The following is a 21,613-nucleotide window of genomic DNA, read 5'->3' as shown; positions in this document are numbered from 1 at the left end:
GCTGACTTTTAGAGTATACATCCTTTGGTTTTTTTTGTCAAGTTTTTTCTATATTTTCTTGTTTTTTTTTATTATAGCTATTTGATATATTTTTTATTTTAACATTGTTTTTCTTATTTAGTAATTTTAAGCTTTATTTTGTTTTTTTCTTTTATCTAGTTATTTTGTATTTTTTTGATAAATTTTCAATTAAAAAACCTCCCCTATTGTTTAGGGAAGGCTGTGTGTTTTGTTTTAATACATTCCACCCATTTGTGGGTTCATAGCTGGTTCTTCTTTTGGTATGTCTGCTACTGCCGCTTCTGTTGTGAGGATCATTCCTGCAACTGATACTGCGTTTTGGAGGGCAGATCTTGTTACTTTGGTTGGTTCTACTATGCCTGATTCGAACATATTTACGTATTTGTCGTTGTAGGCATCGTAACCTTCGTCTGTGGCAGAGTTTTTGACGTTTTCTACTACTACAGATCCATCCATTCCAGCGTTTTCTGCTATTTGTCTTAATGGTGCTTCTAGGGCTTTTTCTATGATTGTAGCTCCTGTCATTTCATCACCAGCAAGTGTTTCTGCAAGTGCTTTTACTTTTTCTATAGCGCCTATTAGAACTACTCCACCACCAGCTACTATTCCTTCTTCTACTGCTGCACGAGTTGCTGATAGGGCATCTTCGATTCTGTATTTTTTCTCTTGCATTTCTGTTTCTGTGGCAGCTCCTACGTTGATTACTGCTACTCCTCCTGCAAGTTTAGCTACCCTTTCTTGGAGTTTTTCTCTTTCGTATTCGCTTTCTTCTTCGCTAAGTTGTTTTCTGATTACTGATACTCTTTCTTCTAGGGCAGCCTTGTCCCCTTTGCCTTCTACTATGGTAGTGTTATCTTTGTCAACTTTAACTTTTTTAGCTGATCCTAACATATCGATAGCTGTGTCTTTTAGGTCCATGCCTAATTCGTCACTTACAACTGTAGCTCCTGTTAGGATTGCTATGTCTTCTAGCATGGCTTTTCTTCTGTCTCCATAACCAGGTGCTTTGACTGCTACTACGTTGAATGTTCCTCTTAGTTTGTTGAGGATTAGGGTTGTTAATGCTTCTCCGTCTACATCATCTGCTATGATAAGTAGTGGCTTGCTTGATTGAACTATTTGTTCTAGTAATGGTAGGACTTCTTGGATGTTTGATATTTTTTTATCTGTGATTAGGATTAGTGGATCTGTTAGTTCTGCTACCATTTTTTCGTTGTCTGTTGCCATATATGGGGATAGGTAGCCCTTATCGAATTGCATTCCTTCTACTACGTCTAGGTAGGTAGATGTAGTTTTTGATTCTTCTACTGTGATTACTCCATCATTACCTACTTTTTCCATAGCATCTGCTATTAGTTTACCTATTTCTTCATCTGCTGATGATATTGTTCCTACATTTTCAATAGCTTGTTTGTCTTCTACTTCACGTGAGTTGTCTTTGATGAAGTCTACTACTGTTTCTGTTGCTTTTTTGAGGCCTTTTTGTAGAACTACTGGATTGGCACCAGCCGCTAGGTTTTTGAGTCCTTCTTTGATGATAGCGTGAGCTAGAACTGTAGCTGTTGTTGTACCATCTCCTGCTACGTCATTGGTCTTGGTGGCTACTTCTTTTACTAGTTGAGCTCCCATGTTTTCAAACCTATCTTCTAGTTCGATATCTTGAGCAATGGTTACTCCATCGTTGGTGATGGTTGGAGCACCGTATGGTTTGTCTAGGACTACGTTACGTCCCTTAGGTCCAAGTGTTACTTTGACTGCGTTTGCTAGTTTATCTATTCCTCTTTCGAGTCCTTCTCTTGCATCTGCGCTAAATTTGATGTCTTTTGCCATTAATATCCTCCTAGTCTACTACTGCTAGTATATCTATATATTTTACTACGATGTATTCTTTGTCTTCTAGTTTAACTTCTGTGCCTGAATATTGGCTATATATTACCTTATCACCTACATGAAGTGATCCAGCCTTTTTTTCATCGTTTTCGATGTCTGATGAGATGGCTACTATCTCAGCATATTGAGGTTTTTCTTGAGCACTTTCAGGAAGAACGATTCCTGAAGCAGTTGTTTTTTCAGCTTCTGCCTTTTGTATAACTACTCTATCACCGATTGGTTTAAGTTTCATATTTATCTCCTTTATATTTTTCTTAGCACTCATCACATCTAAGTGCTAACCACATTTATAATATACCAAGGTCAAAAAATATTTCAAGTCTTATATTAAAGAAAGTTTTGCTAGGTCATAGAAATAATATTTTTATAAGGCTTGGAGGATTTGCAATTAAAAAGGAAACCAGGATTATTAACTAGTCCTTAGTTTCCGAAATTTTTAGAGGTATTTTTTTATGCCTTGGACGAGGTCTGGTATAAGTCTCGCTGGAGTCCTACATAGGGCGATTCTTAGTCCCTTGGATTGAGGCAAGACAAAGATGTGGTCTTTTTCTAATTTATCAGATATTTCAAAGGCCCTATCTGTAGGTATAAAGGCGAAGAAACCTCCGAAGTAGGGAATAGTTCTGATATTATTTTGCCTAGCTTCCCTTATGAAGACCTCTGCCCTTTTAGTTAGTAGATCCTTGGCTTCTTCCAGGTCTTTTTTGTATGCCTCTAAATCCTGTCCTTGGCTAAGCTTTACCAAGATTTTTTGTGGGGCGTGGTTTACATTTGACCAATTTGCCCTAGCTGTGTGGGTAAAGGAATTCTCAAAGTCCTCGATTGCCTTTTGGCTTGATGAAATTCCAACAGCTGCCCCACACCTCATCCCATAGGCAGTGTAGGCCTTGGACATAGAAAAGCACACTACAACCATAATATTTTCTGGAAGATTAGTAAATTTTGTGAAAAATTCCCTTTGGCTTTTTCCATCGCCAGCATACTCTAGGTAGGCCACATCTACCAGGAGGGTTAGTTTTTTGTCCTTATCCCTTGCCCTATCCTTTAGGAGGTCGATTACTAGGTCCCACTCCCTATCACTAAGGGAATAGCCCGTTGGATTGTTGGCAGGGGAATTGATTATTATGGCAGTCCTATCCCTATCACTTAATGCCTCATCAAGCCTTGCTGCCAAGTCATCTATATTGAAGGAAAAGTCCTCATTAAAAAATTCATAGGTTCTAAAGTCCCTGCAGAATTCTTGACACATGGTTTTATATACTCCCCAACAATAGTTGTGACATAGGACAGGATCACCCTTATCTACATAGCTCCACAAGGCAGACCTTATTGCTCCAGTTCCCCCAGGACTTGATACTGCTCTTATATAGGCATCTGGTTTATAGTCATCAAAGAGTATATCAATAAGCTTATCTAAGTATTCTCTATCTCCTTCTATGGGAGCATAACTTGCTATCTCCCCCTTACTAAGTTCGTCTAAGGCCTTATATACTGAAGGAAAGGCTATTATTCTTCCCTCATCATCAGCCAAGGTTCCTAGAACTGAATTAATCACCTGATCATCACCATAAATTTTGCAGGCTTCTTCTGCCTTTCTCTTCATATCAAAAGCAAGGTCAGGCTCGTTGGACCAAGTAGCTGATTTTATTGTCATTGTCATGATTAACTCCTTTTCTAAATATTATTTGGTATTTATAGATATGTAATAGATTAGTACTTTTATAGTTATTATATATTCTTAGCTAAAAGATAGTCAATAGCTTCCAAGTATCCCTCTATACCATTGTCCTTGATAGTTTTTTCAGCAAATAAGGACACATAGGATATTTTTCTAAAGTCTTCTCTTTGGTCTATATCTGTGATATGAACTTCGACAGTAGGTAGGTCTACTGCTTTCAAAGCATCTAATATTGCAATAGATGTGTGAGTATAGGCTGCTGGATTTATTATTATGCCGTCAAATTTCTGGTAAGCTTCTTGAATCTTATCCACTATAGCTCCCTCGTGGTTGGACTGGAAGGTCTCTAGGTCTATATCTAATTTTTTGCAATAAGATTCTACTGTTTCCAAGAGGTGCTTGTAGTCTTTTTTGCCATATAAATCTTTTTCTCTGATACCGAGCATATTTATATTTGGTCCATTAATTAAAAGTATTTTCATAAAAATCTCCTATTATCAATTCTACGCTTTGATCAATGCTGATATTTGGTATTTTCTTATCTGAAAATAGTTGGTAGAAGTCTTTTCTTTCTTGCCAAATACCCTCGATTGCTCTATAATTTGTGGATAAGGGTCTACCCTCACGGTCAAGATCAGACAAGTTTCTTTTGATGAAATATATTAAAGAATTTTGCTTGAGAGGTCTAAAATTTGCAGGATCCTTTACTACTCCACCACCAGTGGCTATGATTTGGTTGGTCTCCTTGCCTACTTTATTTATTATAGACTTCTCAAGGTCTCTAAATTTCTCCTCACCACATTTTTCAAAGATTTCACTTATAGGCATATTAGCAATTTTTTCTATCTCAGCATCAGTGTCGACAAAATTTTTACCAGTTTTTTCAGAAAGCTTGCTACCTATAGAGCTTTTGCCAGATCCTGGCATGCCGATTAGGACTATGTTGCGATTTTTTAGAATATTGGCCTCGATTTCTTCAATCATTTTATAATCTAAGTCCTTATTTTGAAAGATTGATGAAGCTTCTAGGGCCTGGCCAATTAGCATTTTTAGACCATTTGCATATTTAATTTTCCTATCTCTCGCTTCAAATAAGATTTCTGTTATATAGGGATTGTAGATTACATCTACTACTGCTTTTAGTTTAGGGAGTTTGTCTAAATCAATTAAAGACTTACCATTATTTGGATACATACCCACAGGGGTCGCATTTATGAGAAGGTCTGCATCATTGAATTTGTCCAGGTCGGCATAGTATGGAGATTTTTTCCTTGATAATTTGACATAGGATATTTTTTTATCAGCTAATACTATACCTATTGTCTTTGAGGTTGCTCCATCACCTAGAATTATGGCTCTTGTAAAATTTTCACCTAGGGACTGTAGGAGGTAATCAAAGCCAAAATAGTCAGTATTGTAGCCCAATATCTTCCCGTCTCTCTTGATTATAGTATTGACTGCCCCTATTCTTTTTGCCCTAGGACTTAGATAATCAAGATATTTAATAACTTCTTCCTTATAGGGAATTGTTACATTAAAGCCACTTATATCTGATTTTATAAAGTCTTCTAGGTCCTCGATGTTTTTTTCGTAAAGGTCGTAGGCATAATCTGCTATTTGCTCATGAATTGTTTTTGAAAAAGAATGGGGTAGGTCCTTGCCCAATAAACCAAATTTCATTTATACCTCCACATAATTTCCCAAGAAGGAAAAGTATTCATTAGAATTATGAAGCTCGCTTAGGAGCTTTCTAGTCTTGTTATCCTTGATATTCCCCTCAAAGTTCAAGTAAAATCTAAAGTCAAACTTGCTACCAGCTATTGGTCTTGATTCGATTCTAATTAGGTTTAGCCCTAGAGCTGCAAATTTACCTATAAGGTCAAATAAAGCTCCTGGCTTGTTGGCAACTTCTATTATAATTGATATAATCCTCGCATCCTTGTAGACTTCCATGTCTTTTTTAATGACTATAAACCTTGTATAGTTGGCCTGGTTATTTTGGATATTTTCATCTAAGATCTTTAGCCCATAGAGGTCAGCACATTCCTTAGACCCTATACAGGCTAGGTCATCCCTCTCGCTAAGAGCTAAGTATTTGGCAGCTAAGGCTGTGTTTTGGGAGCTTGTGATTTTGATATTAGGAATTTTTGACAAATAATCCCTACATTGACCTAGGGCCTGGTAGTGGGATAAGACTTCTTTTATTTCAGAGATGTTGGAAGATTCTTTACCTAGGAGGTAGTGGTTTATTTCAAGTTTAAAATCAGCTACTATATAGGAATTATTTTTATCTAGCAAATCATAGACTTCATTTACTTCTCCATAGATGGAATTTTCTATGGGCAAGACCCCAAATTCACACTCTCCCTTATTTACACTTGCAAAAATATCTTCAAAGGACTCATAATAATTGATAGATGGATTTGCAAAAATTTCTTTGGCAGCAAGATAGCCATAGGACCCCTCGCTGCCTTGGACTCCAACCTTTGCCTTGGTAGCAGAGGTGAAGTCGGTATTTGACAATGATTGCAATAAGAAATCTTCATAATCACAAGTCCTAGTTAAATCTCTTTGGAGGCTCTTTGATATGGAAAATATAGTTTGATAGAGTCTGTTTAGTATATCCTTATCCTCTGGAAATTCCTTGGCAAGCCTTGCTATTATAGCTTTTTCTCTATTATAATCGTTAATATTTTGGGCGTTTTTTTGTTTTTCTTTACCAATTTGTCTAGAAAGTTCTAATCTTTTGGCAAAAAGATCAGCTATTTTATCGTCAATGGCATCTATTTTTCTTCTAAAACTTTCCATTACTTATCTCCATAAAATCTAAAATTACTAGGGCTGCTAGGGCTTCCATTATAGGTAGGGCCCTTAGAGCTATGCAGGGATCGTGCCTACCCCTTATCCTAAGCTTTGCTTCCTTCATATCCCTCATGGAAATAGAAGATTGTTCCTTAGAAATAGATGCAGTAGGCTTCATAACTACACTAAAGATAAGGGGCATGCCATTTGTTATCCCTCCTACAAGTCCTCCTGCATTGTTAGTCTTGGTTACAACCTTCCCATCAAGGATTTGGAATTCATCGTTGTGGTCTGAGCCTAGCATAGTCGCTGCTTCGAACCCCCTACCAAAGGAGATAGCTCTACTACCAGGCACTGCATAGACAAGGGAGGCTATTTGGGATTCGAAAGACTTGTAGTTGGGCTCGCCTAGACCTACAGGAAGGCCAGTTACTACGCATTCTACCTCCCCACCTACAGAGTCTTGGTTAGCTTTTACTTCTTCCAACAAGCTTTTGATTTTCTCTTCTGCATCAGGGTCTATCACAGGTATGGCCTTTTGCCTACAAGAGCTTAGTCCTTCCATGTCTGGATTTACATAGTCGATTCCTACATCATGTATTCCCCCGACTTGCTTTAAATGAGATCTGACTTCTATTCCTCTTTCTTCTAGGATCTGTAGGGCTATGGCCCCACCTATGCACAAAGGTGCTGTAAGACGGGCAGAAAAGGGACCAGACCCCCTCATATCGAGAAGGCCCTGGTATTTGATATTGGATACATAGTCTGCGTGGGATGGCCTAGGGATGTCCCTAAAGGATTCATAGTCGCTTGATATAGTGTCTTTATTTTTGATAATGGCACATATTGTATTTGCCACTATTCTGTCTCCTTCTACTCCTGCTATAAATTCTACCTGGTCGTCTTCCCTTCTCCTTGTAGTATATTTACTTGATCCTGGCGCCCTTCTCTTCATAAATTCATTTAATTTGTCCATATCGATCTTTGTTCCCAACGGAAAGCCATCAGCTACAAGACCGATAGCATTGCCATGGGAGTGTCCAAATATGGTAATTTTTAGTTTTTGACCGAAACTAGATGTCAATTTGTCCTCCTATTCTTACAAAGTCCTCATAAAAATCTGGGTAAGATTTGTTAACTGCCCTATGATTTTTTATCTCGATTGGCTTTTTAGCTATAAGTGAACCAATAACAGCAGCCATGGCTATTCTGTGGTCATTGTGGGAATCAACCCTTCCTCCCCTAAGGCCACCTGTCCCATAAACTTCTAGGGAATCTTCTTTTTCTATAGCCCTGCCCCCTAGGTTATTAATTAGTTGACAGGTGGCGAATAGCCTGTCACTTTCCTTGATCCTAAGCCTTTTTGCATTGTAGAATGTAGACTTGCCACCGTCAGCTCCCGAAGCTAGAATAGATAGGGCTGGCAACATATCTGGTATCTCGTTAATATCTATGATGAGATTATTTCTCTCTCCTGCCCCTACCCTTATGTATTCGTCCCTTATCTCTAGCCTTGCCCCATAGTCCTTGAGGATATCAATTATTGCCCTATCCCCTTGGAGGCTCTTAGGATTTAATCCCTTGACAAGGACTTCCTTATTTAAGGCTCCAGCCACCAAGAAGAAGCTAGCATTGGACCAATCTCCCTCAGCTCTATAGTCTAGACCTTGGAGTATAGTCGGATAGACCTTAAATCTATCATCTTCATAGACTACATCGCCCGAAAACTTCTTTATCATATCCATAGTAAGCTCAAGGTAGGACTTAGAAACAAGCTTGCCAGTAGGTACTATCTCACTTAGGTGATCAAGACTTAGACCTGCAAAGAGTAGCCCACTTATATATTGGGAGCTAATATCAGCCCTAATCTTGGCATATGAAAAGTCAAATTTATTTTCTGTCATGAAGGGGAGTTTACTAGCCGAAAATATAACCTTGTTTGCCTTCATTATATCCACCAAGTCCTTGATAGGCCTATCAGGAAGTCTCCCTTCTCCCATAAAATAGCACTTGTTATATAAGGAAGAAGCGAGTGGCAGGAGAAATCTAAGGGTAGATCCAGATTCCTTACAATCAAGCCTTGGTATAGCATGACGGTTTTTGATGGGACTTACTTCAAGAAAATCTTCTCCAGCTATAATATCTGCTCCAAGCTCTCTCAGGCAGGATATGGTTGCCTCTATATCAAGCGATGATTTGTTAAAGAAAATCTTTGACTTACCTTCTGCAAGACTTGCACAAATTAATGCCCTATGGACGTATGATTTGGAGGATATAGACTGAACTTCTCCTTTTATAGTCGATGGTCTAACTTTAAGCATGACTTACTCCATTTTTAAAAAATTCTTCTAACCCATCAAAGTCAAATTGTTCTAAGTAAGTATCTCCTATCTTTCTAATGAGAATCTCATTTATATAATCTCCCCTTCTTTTCTTATCTTTTCTTATAATCTCCATCATATCTGATAGCTTGTAAGGAAGCTTAAAGGGTAGGTTATGGGTTTGGATAACTTCTTTTATTAATTCTAGGTCCCCACTAGGAAGTAAGCCACTCTTAGCACATCCCAAAGCTACTGTATAGATTCCTATTGCTACGGCTTTTCCATGCTTTATGGTGTGATTTGAGATGACCTCGATAGAATGGGCTAGGCTATGACCTAGGTTTAGTAGTTGACGCTTGCCAGTGTCAAACTCGTCTTCTTCGACTATATCTCTCTTTAAACTTATACACCTAGCAATGATAGGCTCCAAGTTCTCGTCTAGCCTTCCCCTATCCATAAGCTTAAGGAATAAGTCCCTATCAAACAAAATCCCATACTTGATAACTTCCCCCATCCCACAAGCAAATTCATCATCTGCTAGGGTATGGAGAAATTGCCTATCACAAAATACTGCCCTCGGTTGGTTAAAGGAGCCTACCATGTTTTTCGCCCTACTTAAGTTGATAGCAGTTTTACCCCCTACTGATGAGTCGACTTGGGCAAGGAGAGTGGTAGGGACTTGGATATAGTCTATCCCTCGCCTGTAGATAGCTGCAGCAAAGCCTCCCAAATCTCCAACAACTCCTCCCCCAAAGGCTATGAGTACATCCTTGGAATTAATATCCTTATCTGCCATAAATTCTAAGAGGCTAATCAAGTTGTCAAAAGACTTAGAATCTTCTCCTGGCTCGATGACAAATTTAAAAATATCTGATTTTGTTTTTGATAAAGCTTTTGCTAAAGTCTCAAAGTATAAGCTATCTACATTCTTATCGGTCAAAACTACAAATCGCCTTGACCTATCTACTCCGACAAGGTCTGATATTTTGTCAATTACACCATGGTCTATATAAATCTTGTATGGCTTAGATACCTTTACTAATATTTCTTTCATTTTATTTACTCTTTCTAGGATACATCTTTGCCTTAATATCCTTACCTTCCTTAAGTAACTCTCTCATCCCTTCCTCATCATCCCTTACTAGGACATCTTGGTATTTTTTGAGTTGGATAATATAATTTGTAAGTTCCTCTAGGAGGTAGTCCTTGTTGGCAAAGAATAATTCTGTCCACATCTCTTCATTTATGGTGGCAACCCTGGTTAAATCTAATAGGCTATCAGCTGAATAACCCTCATGGTCTAGGCTGGTGGGAGTTTTCACTAGGGCATTGGATGCTATGTGGCAGAGCTGGGAAGTGTAGGCTATGATCCTATCTTGGGTATCATCAGTAGAATACTGTATCTTTAGTCCTATACCATTAAGCATGCCTATAATCCACTTAGGAAGGTCCCCATGCCTTATAATGATAATATATCTCCCCCTATACAAGTCCTCACAGCTATTTTCAAATCCACCAACTTCCCTCCCTGCCATGGGGTGGGCTCCTATGTAGGTAAAATTATTTTCCCTGGCCAAATCACATAGCCTAGGAGAGATGACTCTTTTTATACCACATAGGTCCATAACATAATTACTTAATTGCCTATTATCTTCTACAAAGTTAAGGACCTTAGTAGGAGTCATGGCAAGGATTGTAAGGTCCATCTTAGCAAGGTCGTCTAGATCTAGGACCCCATCTATGGCCTTTTGCCTTACAGCTTGACCTAGAGACCTTTCCATAATGTCGTAGCCATAGACTTCATGGGATGTGTATTTCTTGATAGCCTTGGCAAAGGATCCACCCATAAGGCCCAGGCCAATAATCCCGATTTTCACCTAAGCCTCCATAGCCTTTCTTAGGGAAAATACCTTTCTGGCTACCTCATCAAATTCTTGAGGTCTTAAAGCTTGAGGGCCATCACTTAGGGCCTTGGATGGGTCATTGTGGACTTCAATCATGAGGCCATCTGCCCCTGCCCCTACTCCTGCTAGGGAAAGTGGTCTAACAAACTTGGCAGCTCCTGCAGCATGGGAAGGGTCGATTATAACTGGCAAGTGGGTTTTTTCCTTGAGGTAAGGTATAGCAGTAATATCCAAGGTATTCCTTGTTTCTGTTTCAAAAGTTCTTATCCCTCTCTCACATAAAACTACATTGGAATTGCCACTTGCCATAATGTACTCGGCACTCATGAGCAATTCTTCATAAGTTGCAGAAAGTCCCCTCTTAAGAAGAACTGGCTTGTCCGTAGCACCTACTGCCTTTAGCAAGTCAAAATTTTGCATATTCCTTGCGCCGACTTGGAGCATATCAACATCTTCAAAATATTTAAGTTGGCTAATCTCCATAATCTCAGTTACTATAGGTAGGCCTGTGGCTTTCTTTGCTTTCAACAACAAATCTATTCCCTCTTTACCAAGACCTTGGAAAGAATATGGCGAAGTCCTTGGCTTGAAGGCTCCTCCCCTTAGGATTGTAGCTCCTGCCTCCTTTACAGCTTTCGCAACTTCTATTATCTGCTCTTCATTCTCGACAGAACATGGTCCTGCCATAATTTGAAAATTACCCCCACCAATCTTTACACCATTAGCAAGCTCAACCACAGTGTCCTCTGGATGGAACTTCCTATTAGCCTTCTTGTATGGCTCTTGAATCCTAATAACATCCTCTACAATATCAATCTTCCTAAAATTATTAATATCTAACTTGGCAGTATCCCCTATTAGACCTATCAACTTCTCACTATTGCCAGAAGACAAATCAGATGGGCTAAGCCCCAAATCCTTGATAGTCTTAATAAACTTAGATAAACTTTCTTCACTTACATCTTTTCTTAACTTAACAATCATAAATCCTCCTAAATAATTTATCGCTTTTAACCGCTAAAGTTCAATGGTAATAAAAAAGCTCCCTGGCTAATCCAGGAAGCTAAAACTAAAAGATAAATTCTTTAAGTATTTTGCACACCAGAAATAGCCTTACTAAATATGCTAGTAAAGTAATAATAAAAGTATGCATTTTTAAAATTAATACTTAAGAACATCTTTATCTCCTTTGCTTGTAATTATATCACAAATTTTTGTGATTTCAATGCCAATTTTACTTTGATAATAAAAAAACTCTTGAAAAATAATTAAAAACCTGAATTTTTAATCATTAACTGTCATACCTCTTCTCCAAAAATCAAAGATATCCTTAACTAAGTTTTAATAAAGTAAAAATGGTTATAAATAAAATGAGGTGAATTATGAATAAAGAAGAAAAATTAAAAAAAATTAAGCGATATATCCTATCGTGTTACCCAAGAAAACGCAACCGAGAGGCCATTTTCTTCCGAATACGATAACTTCTATGAAGAAGGAATATATGTTGACATAGTAAGTGGAGAAGCTCTCTTCTCATCAAGGGACAAGTACGATGCAGGCTGTGGCTGGCCATCATTCACAAGGCCAATAGGAGATGTCCTAGAAGAAAAACTAGACAAGTCCCACGGCATGATCAGAATGGAAGTAAGAAGCAAACAAGCCGACAGCCACCTAGGCCACGTCTTCACAGACGGTCCAAAAGAAAAAGGCGGCCTAAGATACTGCATAAACGGCGCTAGCCTAAGATTTGTCCCAAAGGATAAAATGGAAGAAGAAGGGTATGGGGACTACCTGGAGATGTTTGAGTAATAAAAAACTTTATAAAAATGAAATAATTAACAAAAAGTTATAATGTTAGAAGTTCCTCTTTCCTAAAAAAATCAAGATTTATAATAGAACACATAAAGAAAGATTACTGCACATAAAAAGGAAATAATTGTATGCTTATTACTAGGAAAGTTTGAGTTAGGGAGATATTAGATATAGAAAAATCATAAAAATATTACTTTATTGGCTTATAATATTTTTTGAATTTTATATGTTGCCTTTACTTATTCAAGATACTGGCAGTGCTATATTGATTCTATTTATTGTGATTCCAATAATTTGTCTTATAATATCAATTGCTTATTGAATCAAGAATTCATTTAATTGGTTCTTTTCAATTTTCATTATATTGATATTTTTGTTCCTACCATATTTATCTATTACAACGAGAGTGCATCTATTTATAGATTATTGTACGGAATAAATTCAATAATAGCTCAATTTATAGCTAACTTATTTTGCAAGAAAAATTAATAGTTCCGCAAATTTTTTTATCTAAACTCGAAAAGACCGCAGGCTAAGACTACGGTCTAATTTTTTGTCCAAATGTAAACCACCTGGAACTATTATTTAGTTTATTATATTTTTCTATGAGAACCATTTGAGTAAAAGTAACTTGTATATATTTTCTAGATTAATACTGAGACATTTCACAAAATTTTGCGATTATTCTCACTCAATAATTCCTTATTGTTTGGTTGTTTCTACTATTCTTAATACATATTAACAGGATCTTTGACTTTATTTGACTGCTCTTATACAAATTTCTTTTTATCTATTTAGTTTTTATTTTTCCTATTTATTATATCTTCTCTTTATAAGAGAATTGAAAATTATAGAACTTATCTAGGTTTATTTTTTCTTTATTCCTGTTATTCCTGTTCTTGTAAAATCTTTTATTTTATATTTTGAAATTATTTTTAGGAAGTCATTTAGTTTTTTTCTATCTCCTGTAAGTTCTAAGTACAAGTCTTCAGATGAATAGTCTATAATATTTGCATTATATAAATTAGTAAGGGCATTTAGCTCTAAATAGTCTTCATTTCTAACTTCTAGTCTTACTATTAGCATTTCTCGTGATATGAAATTCTCATTTCCCATAATTTCAAGATTTATTACATCTTCAAGTTTTTCTATCTGATTTACTACTTGCCTAATAACATCCTCTTCTTCTGAAATTGTAGCTATTATTCTTGTTTTGTTTCCTCCTCCACTCACAGCTGCATTTATGCTTTCAATATTAAAGCCTCTTCTTGAGAATATAGAAGAAATTCTAGTTAATATTCCTGCATTATTTTCAACTAATATATTAATTGTACTAATTTTTTTCATATTTTACTCCATTATTACATCATCTACTGTTCCACCCGCTGGTATCATAGGTAGAACTAGTTCATTTTCATCTATTTTTACTTCTATTACTGATGGTCCTTCCATAGTTAATGATTTTTCAAATGAATTTTTAAATTCATCATAGGTTTTACAGGAAAATCCATTTGCTCCCATTGCTTCTGCAAGTTTAACGTAGTTTAGACTGCTTTTAATTTTAGTTGCAGAAAATCTATCATTGTAAAGCAAATGTTGCCATTGTCTAACCATTCCAAGGCTAGAATTATTCATAACAACTGTTATTATTTTTATATTGTTATTTACTGCTGTGATTATTTCATTAAAGTTCATATTGAAGGAACCATCTCCAGTTATTAAAACTACATTTCGATTTGGGTTTGCTATTTTAGCTCCTATGGCAGCACCATAACCAAATCCCATAGTTCCTAAACCTCCGCTTGTAAGAAATGATCTTGGTTTTGTTCTTCCACAATACTGAGCTGTCCACATTTGATGTTGTCCAACATCGGTTACAAATATTAAATTTTCACCCAACTTTTTTGATATGTATTTAATGACTTGATTAGGATTTAATTTGTCTTTGGAATCTTCTGGTAGGTAATCTCCTTTTCTTAATTCATTTATTCTACTTATCCAGTCTTTTCTATCTCTTTTCTTTATATATGGAAGAAGTTTATTTAATACGATTTTTATATCTCCTACTAGCTTATAATTAGCGTGTATATTTTTATCAATCTCAGATTTATCTATATCTATGTGGATTATTTTTGCATTTGGTGCGAATTTTTTTGTATTTAGAGCTACCCTATCAGAAAATCTAACTCCACAAGCTATAAGTAAATCACACTCTTTAATTGCACTGTTAGTAGAATATTTACCATGCATACCAAGCATACCTAAATTTAAATCATCTTCATAACCTAATACACCGATTCCCATAATAGTGTTACAAGCAGGTATGTTAGATATATTAATAAGTTTTCTTAGTTCCATAAAGCTATCCGAAGCAGTTACTCCACCTCCAGAATATATAATAGGTCTTTTTGAAGAATTTATACATTTTGCAATTTTCTTAATTTCTTCTTCATTAATAGATAAATCTTTGTCTTCTTCTAAGTTTTCTTTTTTATAGTATTCTGCAAAATCTCCCATAAGATCAGATGGTATATCTATTAATACTGGCCCTTTTCTTCCAGTATTTGCAATCATAAAAGCACGTCTTACGGTATCTTGTAGATCATTTACATCTCTAACCATAAAATTATGTTTAGTTATAGGCATAGTTAAATCCATTACATCAATTTCTTGAAAAGAGTCTTTGCCAATTAATTTTCTACTTGCATTTCCAGTTATACATACTAAAGGAATTGAATCCATAAATGCTGTAGCAAGTCCTGTAACGGTATTTGTAGCTCCAGGACCAGATGTAGCTACAACTACTCCTGCTTTTCCGCTTGATCTTGCATATCCATCTGCAGCATGGGTTGCTCCTTGCTCGTGACTTGTTCTTATTAATCTGATTTTATCCTTGTAGTCATACAAACAATCAAAAAGTTGAATTACTGATCCTCCAGGATATCCAAATATTGTATCAACTCCTTCATCTATAAGTGTATTTATTATTATTTCTGCACCCTTCATCTTCATAAATTATTCTCCTATAATTTAATACTATACATTGATAATATAATTCTTTTTTATTTCCATAAATTTTTGCATTTTTATATTAAAAAATCCTTTGTCTTTCGACAAAGGACGAATTTACCGCGTTACCACCTTTTTTTCTTATTATAATAAGCTCTCAAGCATCAATTAAATGCCGGTTCTAGATAACGCCTACCATAGCGGCAAATCTTACTATTATTTCAGATTTACATGAGAAAAATGATATTCAACACATATAGGATATAGACTTTCACCAATCGTCTACTCTCTTAAATCCTAATAAGTCCTACTAGTTTTTTCTATTATTTTATAATTTATAATTTTATATACATAATAATACATTTGAAAATAAATGTCAAGCTATTTTTTATTATACTTACATTTAAATTCTAATGGTATTAATCATTGACTTGCAAGTAATGTATCAACAAATTGTCTTGCTATTCTAGGAGATCTTGACCCTCTTTCCAAAGCAAATCTTTCTGCTAAAAGATTGAGTTCATCCTTAGGCATATCAATCTTAGATTTTTCGACTAAATAATTAACTATATCTATATATGTTTTTTTATTAGGTTTTGAAAAATTCACTTGTATTCCAAATCTTTGTGAAAGTGAAACAAGCTCCTCGATAGTATCATTTATATGAATATCATCCCCTTGCCTATCTGAAAAGTTTTCTTTTATAATGTGCCTTCTATTACTTGTAGCATAGATTACTACATTTTTAGATTTTCCATTAAGAGATCCTTCAAGCACAGCTTTAAGAATATTAAAGCTATCATCATCTTTAAAAAATGACAAATCATCAATAAACAATATAAATTTAAGAGGATTGTTTGATAAATCTCCTAAAATTTTAGGTATAGAATTAAGTTGATCTTTTCTAACTTCTATTATTCTTAATCCATCTTCCCATAGGAAGTTTGCCACAGCCTTTACAGTAGAAGATTTACCTGTTCCAGAATCTCCTGTAAGAAGAATATTGGATGCTGGTTTGTTTTTCAGTAAAGCCTTTGTATTATTTATTATAATATTTCTTTCTCTTTCATATCCGATAAGATCTGTAAGTTCTATTTTATCTGGATTTAATACTGGAACTATCTTGTTGTTTTCATCTATACAAAACATTCTATTATTAGCATATATGCCATATCCATATTTACTTATATTTTTACATCTATCTATATAATTATCTTTTATATTAGTCTTTTTACTTTGGAAGTCAGGGAGAAAGCCCTCGAAATCAATTAATTTCAAAAGTTCTTTTTTATTTAGGTCTGCTAATTCTTTTAAAAGATCTAATTCCCAACATAAGCAGTCTTTCATAAATATAGGTATGCTTTCACCTGAGGCTAAAGATTTTACATATATATTTTCGCTCTTATTACAAATATTTTCTATATGTTTACCCAAGTCTCCCAATGAAGTATTATATAATTTGCTTACAAATTCTGTATATGAGCTTGTACTTGGTGCTTCTAAATATTTTATAAGACTTTTTATAACGTCATCATTTAATATATCTCTGAATATACAAATATTTTCTAATTTTATTTTTAAATCATTCATTTTAATTCAAGATTGCCCCTGATGCACCACCAGATACCAATTTAGCATATCTTTTTAGATAACCACTAAGTTCCTTTTCTTTTGGAACAAAATTCTTCTTTCTTTCATTAATTATTTCTTCATCTACTTTAAGTTCAATTTTGTTCTCTTTAATATTTATACTAATTATGTCGCCCTCTTCTACAAGTCCTATCAAACCACCTGCTGCAGCTTCTGGTGTTATATGTCCCACGCAAGCTCCACGAGTAGCTCCACTAAATCTTCCGTCTGTTATAAGAGCTACACTATCTCCTAATCCCATTCCCATTATGGAAGATGTAGGATTTAGCATCTCACGCATACCAGGACCACCCTTTGGGCCCTCATATCTTATTACAACAACATCACCTTTATTTATCTTTCCAGCATTAATAGCTTCTTGGGCATCCTCTTCGCAGTCAAAGACACGAGCAGGTCCTTGGTGAACAAGCATTTTTTCATCAACTGCTGCACGTTTAACAACCGAACCTTCACTAGCTAAGTTTCCTTTTAGTACTGCTATGCCACCTGTTTGACTATAAGGATTGTCAATAGGTCTTATTATATTAGTGTTAAGATTTTTACAAGATGCAATATTTTCCCCTACTGTTTTTCCAGTTACTGTAATACAAGATTTATTTATTAAATCCTTTTTTGAAAGTTCATTCATAACAGCATATATTCCACCAGCTTCTTCAAGATCTTCCATATATGCATGTCCAGAAGGTGCTAAGTGACAAAGGTTAGGTGTTTTTTTGCTTATTTCATTTGCTATATCTAAGTTCAAATCTATACCACATTCATGTGCAATAGCTGGCAGATGTAACATAGTATTTGTAGAGCATCCCAAAGCCATATCGACAGTTAGGGCATTGATCAAAGATTCTTTTGTTATGATATCTCTAGGACAAATATTTTTTTCGACCATATCCATAACGGCCATACCAGCATGTTTAGCAAGCTCTATCCTTCTAGAATATACAGCAGGAATTGTACCATTACCCTTTAAACCCATACCTAGAACTTCTGTTAAACAATTCATAGAGTTTGCTGTATACATTCCACTACAAGATCCACAAGTTGGGCATGCTTTTTTTTCAAATTCATCTAGTTTTTCGTAAGTAATTTTACCAGCATTATAGGATCCTACTGCTTCAAACATACTTGATAGACTTGTTTTCTTTCCATCAACCCTTCCAGCAAGCATAGGTCCACCACTTACAAATACACTAGGTATATTAACTCTAGCCGCTGCCATCAAGAGACCAGGTACATTTTTATCACAATTAGGAACCATAACAAGTCCATCGAAACCATGTGCCAAGGCCATAGCTTCAGTAGAATCAGCTATTAAATCACGAGTAACCAAGGAATATTTCATACCTATATGTCCCATAGCAATTCCATCGCAAACCGCTATGGCTGGAAAAACTATTGGTGTTCCTCCGGCCATAGCTACTCCTAATTTAACTGCTTCTACTATTTTATCTATATTCATATGCCCAGGAACAATTTCATTGTAGGAACTTACTATTCCTATAAGAGGTCTATTTTGTTCTTCTTCTGTAAGACCTAAAGCGTGAAATAAGCTACGATGAGGAGCGTTTTTAACTCCTTCTACTACATTTTCTTTTTTCATAATATCCTCTCTAGTTATTTATAAGTTTATCTTCATCACTCCAACTATAAAGTTTTCTGATTTCTTCTCCTACAATTTCGCTTGGGTGTTCAAGTGCTTTTTTTCTCATAGCGTTGAAGTGTACTTGAGATCCCGAATCAGACATATCTAATAAGAAGTCTTTTGCAAAACTACCATCTTGAATATTCTTTAATATTTCTTTCATTGTCTTTTTTGTATCTTCGGTTATTAATTTAGGTCCTGTAATATAATCTCCATATTCAGCAGTATTAGATATAGAATATCTCATTCCAGAGAAGCCACTTTGATATATAAGATCGACTATAAGCTTCATCTCATGAATACATTCAAAATATGCATTTCTAGAATCATAACCTGCCTCTACTAAAGTTTCATATCCTGCTTGCATTAATGCACATATTCCACCACAAAGAACTGCTTGTTCTCCGAAAAGATCTGTTTCTGTTTCTGTTCTAAAGCTTGTCTCAAGAACTCCTGCTCTCGCTCCACCTATCGCTAGAGAATAAGCAAGACCTATATCTAAAGCATCCCCTGTCGCATCTTGTTCCACCGCTATAAGACAAGGCACTCCCTTTCCTGCTTCATATTCACTTCTAACTGTATGACCTGGGCCTTTTGGAGCAATCATTATAACATTTACATCTTTAGGTGGTTTAATACAACCATAGTGAATATTAAATCCATGTGCAAAGGCTAAAGTCTTTCCTTCACTTAAATTAGGCTCTATGGATTCTTTATAAAGTTTTGCTTGTTTTTCATCATTTATAAGAATCATTATTATATCAGCAATTTTTGCAGCTTCATCTGAAGTCATAACTTTGAAGCCTTGTTTCTCAGCTTTTTGCCAACTTTTAGAACCTTCATATAGTCCTATTACAACATCAACTCCACTATCTCTTAAATTAAGTGCATGAGCATGTCCTTGAGAACCGTATCCTATTATAGCAACCTTTTTCTCGCTAAGTTTTTGTAAATCACAATCTTGTTGATAAAAAATTCTATTTGTCATTTTAAACGCCTCTTTGTTTATGTTTTTTATAATTATACTTTACAATAAATAATTTTCAAAAAAATATATAACTTTCTTTGTAATAAAAAATCCTCTATATACAAATGAACTGAGTCCAAAAAGTTAAACTAAAAATCTGACTAAAACTGTCAGTTAATAGTAAATGATTTAATGTTTCGTTCTCTTTCATTAGCCCAACTCCATAAAGTGGACAAATTAAAACGCTAGCCAGTCTATAAACCGATTAGCGTTTTTAATATACAATAATTAAATTTAGAAGCATAGAAGTTGTAAAATGGATATTTATAAGACTTTAAAGCCTACTTAACTACTCCCATTCTTCTTTTCCAAACGTCCGATATATCCCAAACCATTCAAAATACTAGGCTCTATTTTTTAGAGTATCACCAAATCCATATAATTATAGGACGTTTTCAGATTTTTAGTCCCGTCCCAGTCCCAGTACCAGGGAAAATTCTTACCCCACTAATATGCCAACAATACCCTTTAGATGTGAATGGAATGACTGAAATGATCTTCAGTTAAATAAACCAAGGCATAAAATGAGGAACTAAATCATTCATGTTTTGTACTTTTTCTGAACAATATTCAAAGTGTTTTTTATTTCTATTCTCTGATATATATTTAAAAAGATCATCTTTTGTTTCAAAGTAGTTCTCTTCATATATAAATAATGGAGGTATCTTTGCTTCTTCTGGATTGTTAACAAATAATAATAGCGATAGCAAACCATCACAATATCCCATATTATAGAACGCTTGATCGTAATTTTCTTCTGATATACGCTTTTCATAATAACTCTCGTATGATTGAATTTTAGGCTGAAAGTAACCAGGAATCAAATATTCTCCATCACTTCTATGCGCAACACATCTCTCTAAAGCATGAATAAATGCATCTTGATAAGCTATTGATAATAGTAATTCAGGAAAATCTTTAATCTCGTCTCGATAAGTATTTGATTCAAAAAGCTTTACATGCTCTTTTTTAATGAAATACAAAAGCTCTTCTGCATAATCATAAATATCACTTGAAACAAGTCGCCCTTCTGCTATTAATATATTGTTTAATTGGTGAATAAAATATGTTCCATCAGTAATAATTGGGATTACTCTTGAGTCTACATTTACTTTCCATTTTTCATCAATTGTGACTAAATAAAATTGATTGCTAAAATCCCCCATCTTTTCGGATAATATATCTAACAACCTATTAAGATCCTCATCTCCAAAGGAAAAACCAATAAAGACAACAGTACTACTTGCCAGAATAGTTTTTAGCCTATCTCCTATTAATTCGCTAGAGAGTCTACTATACGATTCCTCATAATCCTTTTCGGTAGCTACTATTGACCCAACATTATTAATTGATCCATGTATTTTAAATACTCTTTTTTTAAATACATTCCACAAAGTAACATCAGTATCATTAATTACGGGAGTACAATCACAATAATCTTCAAAATATGTATCCCAATTTGTTGTAATTATCGTTTCAATGAAAGGATTTGCAGCAACTTCTCTATGAAAACTAGTAGCTGCTTTTAATAATTGAGGAAAAGAATCTATGAAATCAAATTTTTCTTTGATTTTATTTAGCAATTTCCTACGACCATTGGGAAATGTATCAATATATAAACTCATTAGCATAGAAAAACTGGTTTCTAAATCAACTTTATTATTTGTCTTTTCTTCTATTTCACGTAAAACACTTGTGTAAAATGATTCAGGGAAAACAGATTTTGACTCTGTGCTTATACCTGTACCACAAAAAAGAACTAAATTGTTTTTCAAAACGGACTCAATAATCTCTTCAGGCATATCAAAATTTTTATTATTTTTACAAATCATACATTCACAAGGTTCATACACATTCAAA

General features: G+C 35.0%; 17 protein-coding genes, 1 pseudogene and 1 other annotated feature. Of the genes and pseudogenes, 1 reads left to right on the top strand and 17 read right to left on the bottom strand.

Translation table 11 applies throughout. The features are described 5' to 3' along the window. Window positions 1-234 precede the first annotated feature (234 nt). The 11 genes from groL to aroF form a co-directional block, all read right to left on the bottom strand. Window positions 235-1,851, bottom strand: a complete 1,617-nt coding sequence (gene groL / locus MUN42_RS02480; protein ID WP_243342713.1) for a chaperonin GroEL — start codon at window positions 1,849-1,851, stop codon at window positions 235-237. Window positions 1,852-1,861: 10 nt separating this feature from the next. Beyond that, the gene (locus MUN42_RS02475; protein WP_243342712.1) at window positions 1,862-2,143 is read right to left on the bottom strand and encodes a co-chaperone GroES; all 282 of its coding nucleotides are present in this window, start codon (window positions 2,141-2,143) and stop codon (window positions 1,862-1,864) included. Window positions 2,144-2,347: 204 nt separating this feature from the next. Next, window positions 2,348-3,571 carry an aminotransferase class I/II-fold pyridoxal phosphate-dependent enzyme gene (locus MUN42_RS02470; RefSeq protein ID WP_243342711.1) on the bottom strand — a complete coding sequence of 408 codons (1,224 nt, stop codon included), beginning with the start codon at window positions 3,569-3,571 and terminating at the stop codon, window positions 2,348-2,350. Window positions 3,572-3,639: 68 nt separating this feature from the next. Next, window positions 3,640-4,071 carry a type II 3-dehydroquinate dehydratase gene (gene aroQ, locus MUN42_RS02465; RefSeq protein WP_243342709.1) on the bottom strand — a complete coding sequence of 144 codons (432 nt, stop codon included), beginning with the start codon at window positions 4,069-4,071 and terminating at the stop codon, window positions 3,640-3,642. Next, entirely contained in the window at window positions 4,052-5,269 is a 1,218-nt protein-coding gene (locus MUN42_RS02460; protein ID WP_243342708.1) for a shikimate kinase, read from the bottom strand. The genes aroQ and MUN42_RS02460 overlap by 20 nt, the downstream gene beginning before the upstream one ends. Continuing rightward, complete coding sequence (locus tag MUN42_RS02455; RefSeq protein ID WP_243342707.1) at window positions 5,270-6,397, bottom strand: bifunctional chorismate mutase/prephenate dehydratase; 1,128 nt, start codon at window positions 6,395-6,397, stop codon at window positions 5,270-5,272. It abuts the gene before it with no gap. After that, entirely contained in the window at window positions 6,384-7,475 is a 1,092-nt protein-coding gene (gene aroC, locus MUN42_RS02450) for a chorismate synthase (RefSeq protein WP_243342706.1), read from the bottom strand. Before aroC ends, MUN42_RS02455 begins: the two co-directional genes overlap by 14 nt. After that, a complete protein-coding gene (gene aroA, locus MUN42_RS02445; RefSeq protein ID WP_243342705.1) occupies window positions 7,465-8,712 on the bottom strand; it encodes a 3-phosphoshikimate 1-carboxyvinyltransferase in 1,248 nt (415 codons plus the stop codon). The genes aroC and aroA overlap by 11 nt, the downstream gene beginning before the upstream one ends. Continuing rightward, the gene (gene aroB, locus MUN42_RS02440; protein ID WP_243342704.1) at window positions 8,705-9,766 is read right to left on the bottom strand and encodes a 3-dehydroquinate synthase; all 1,062 of its coding nucleotides are present in this window, start codon (window positions 9,764-9,766) and stop codon (window positions 8,705-8,707) included. The genes aroA and aroB overlap by 8 nt, the downstream gene beginning before the upstream one ends. A 1-nt stretch (window position 9,767) precedes the next feature. Then, on the bottom strand, window positions 9,768-10,589 hold the full coding sequence (locus tag MUN42_RS02435; RefSeq protein ID WP_243342703.1) for a prephenate dehydrogenase/arogenate dehydrogenase family protein: 822 nt from the start codon (window positions 10,587-10,589) through the stop codon (window positions 9,768-9,770). Further along, on the bottom strand, window positions 10,590-11,600 hold the full coding sequence (gene aroF / locus MUN42_RS02430) for a 3-deoxy-7-phosphoheptulonate synthase (RefSeq protein WP_243342702.1): 1,011 nt from the start codon (window positions 11,598-11,600) through the stop codon (window positions 10,590-10,592). It lies immediately after the preceding gene. A gap of 432 nt (window positions 11,601-12,032) precedes the next feature. Here aroF and msrB point away from each other — a divergent pair. Then, a pseudogene (msrB, locus tag MUN42_RS02425) lies at window positions 12,033-12,425 on the top strand (peptide-methionine (R)-S-oxide reductase MsrB); the annotation flags it as partial. Between the two features lie 870 nt (window positions 12,426-13,295). On the opposite strand, the gene ilvN reads toward msrB, so the two are convergent. The 6 genes from ilvN to MUN42_RS02395 all read right to left on the bottom strand — a co-directional run bounded on the left by ilvN (window position 13,296) and on the right by MUN42_RS02395 (window position 21,606). Next, window positions 13,296-13,775 carry an acetolactate synthase small subunit gene (gene ilvN / locus MUN42_RS02420; protein WP_243342700.1) on the bottom strand — a complete coding sequence of 160 codons (480 nt, stop codon included), beginning with the start codon at window positions 13,773-13,775 and terminating at the stop codon, window positions 13,296-13,298. A gap of 3 nt (window positions 13,776-13,778) precedes the next feature. Beyond that, window positions 13,779-15,440, bottom strand: a complete 1,662-nt coding sequence (gene ilvB / locus MUN42_RS02415; protein WP_243342698.1) for a biosynthetic-type acetolactate synthase large subunit — start codon at window positions 15,438-15,440, stop codon at window positions 13,779-13,781. A 101-nt stretch (window positions 15,441-15,541) separates the two neighbouring features. Next, window positions 15,542-15,764 (bottom strand) — a binding site (T-box leader). A gap of 96 nt (window positions 15,765-15,860) precedes the next feature. Continuing rightward, complete coding sequence (locus MUN42_RS02410; RefSeq protein WP_243342697.1) at window positions 15,861-17,027, bottom strand: ATP-binding protein; 1,167 nt, start codon at window positions 17,025-17,027, stop codon at window positions 15,861-15,863. A 1-nt stretch (window position 17,028) separates the two neighbouring features. Continuing rightward, window positions 17,029-18,684, bottom strand: a complete 1,656-nt coding sequence (ilvD, locus tag MUN42_RS02405) for a dihydroxy-acid dehydratase (protein ID WP_243342696.1) — start codon at window positions 18,682-18,684, stop codon at window positions 17,029-17,031. Window positions 18,685-18,694: 10 nt separating this feature from the next. After that, window positions 18,695-19,735 (bottom strand): ketol-acid reductoisomerase, encoded by a 1,041-nt coding sequence (ilvC, locus tag MUN42_RS02400; RefSeq protein WP_347708752.1) that lies wholly within the window; start codon window positions 19,733-19,735, stop codon window positions 18,695-18,697. Between the two features lie 521 nt (window positions 19,736-20,256). Next, window positions 20,257-21,606 (bottom strand): SIR2 family protein, encoded by a 1,350-nt coding sequence (locus MUN42_RS02395; protein WP_243342714.1) that lies wholly within the window; start codon window positions 21,604-21,606, stop codon window positions 20,257-20,259. Between the last annotated feature and the right edge of the window lie 7 nt (window positions 21,607-21,613).

Source organism: Anaerococcus sp. AGMB09787 (assembly GCF_022808955.1).
In the GTDB taxonomy this organism is placed as follows: Bacteria; Bacillota; Clostridia; order Tissierellales; family Peptoniphilaceae; genus Anaerococcus.
Note: the sequence above shows the minus strand (reverse complement) of the source record. Positions and strands in the feature narration are given on the sequence as shown.